The sequence below is a fragment of the Candidatus Chloroploca asiatica genome (assembly GCF_002532075.1).
Classification (GTDB): domain Bacteria; phylum Chloroflexota; class Chloroflexia; order Chloroflexales; family Chloroflexaceae; genus Chloroploca; species Chloroploca asiatica.
The window spans coordinates 1-1,315 of record NZ_LYXE01000028.1; the positions used below are offsets into that span (position 1 = coordinate 1).

The window sequence follows — 1,315 nt, forward strand, 5'->3', positions numbered from 1 at the left end:
CAGGGCTGATGCAAAGTCAGGCCCGGAACAAGAGGCGGTCGATGGCGGCTGCCAACGACCGCTGCAACGCGGCCAGGTTCGACTGACCGCCACGGGTGGCCAACGCGCAGACGGCATTGTTCAGGCAAGCGAGGATATGGGGAGCCTGACCCATGCGCACCTGCGAGGCATCTTCGCCTAACGTGACATCGCGACGATAATGCAGCCCGTTCTCAATCTGCCAGTGACCGCGTACGACCTCCAGCAGCCGGCGGGCACTGACTGCGCTCCGTGGCGCACTGGTGATGCCATAGCGCTCCTCACAACTGAAATCGCGCCCCTGATAGACGATCCGCACCATCCGAAAGGCCTGCGCCAGATAGGGCCAATCGCTATAGCCTTCCAAGAGACAACTCGTGGTCAGTTGCCGATATTCCCGTCGTCCATGCCCCTTGTCGCACTGCTCGACCGTGATGAAATCGAGTGGAATGGGACTGAAGCCTTTCGCAACCGGGATAACCTTCGGACTGAACAGCAGTTTGAGGTCAGCAAAGAGGGTTGGCTGGTTCTCCTTGACAATCCAGCAGTAGTCGCCGCCATCTTCCACCACCTGGATGCTCAGGCTGCGCTGGGCAAACATGGCGTCCCCACTGATGATCGTGCCTTGCAGGTTCAGGCGTTTGAGCAATCGCGGAGCGGCCACCAGTTCGTTTTCTTTGCTGGTGACGGACTCCTGCGCCACCACGACCCCGGTCTCGACGGCAGAGGCGCTGAGCAGGTGGACGCCCTGGCTGTAACCACGCGGGATGGTTCCGCGCACGGCCTTGCCATCGAGGGCGATCTGCTGACTGGCACGGGCAGGAACCTCACCCGTTGGAGGTGGCAGCAGCAGGGGCATGAGCGCATGATCCAGGGCCTCCGCCGCCACGGCCGAGGCGAGCACCCGGCTCCACGTCGTCGGATGCGGCATCGTGGTACGCGGCAAGGCAAACTGGGCCGCCAATTCGTCCTGGCGCTCGCGGGCCCACTCGGCAATGGCGCGCAGTTGATTGGCTCCTGCGAGTTTGGCCCACAGCGCAATGGTGAGCATGACTGCCAAGGGGTAGCGGACACCCCGACGGTGGCGCAGATCCGGCACCTGTTGAAACTGCTGGTAGATGGCGGCAAGATCCAAGGTCAACGGCTGCTCGCTCCCAAACGGCTGCACGGTCACTGTGGTAGCATTCATGGTGAACACCTCATGCGGTTTGATGCTTGGTTTCCATCTTCATCCTACCGCAAAGGTGTTCACATGGTGTCGGTTGCCGCTGCTGGCTCTGACTTTGCATCAGCCCTG

At 61.8% G+C, this 1,315-nt stretch carries 1 protein-coding gene; it reads right to left on the bottom strand.

Going from position 1 to position 1,315, the window contains the following annotated elements:
* Positions 1-16: 16 nt before the first annotated feature.
* A complete protein-coding gene (locus A9Q02_RS02250) occupies positions 17-1,207 on the bottom strand; it encodes an ISAs1 family transposase (protein WP_097650747.1) in 1,191 nt (396 codons plus the stop codon).
* Positions 1,208-1,315 lie beyond the last annotated feature (108 nt).

Excerpts from the sequence above, each read along its gene's own strand:
- A9Q02_RS02250 (WP_097650747.1), bottom strand. The coding sequence starts at position 1,207 with ATGAATGCTACCACAGTGACCGTGCAGCCGTTTGGGAGCGAGCAGCCG.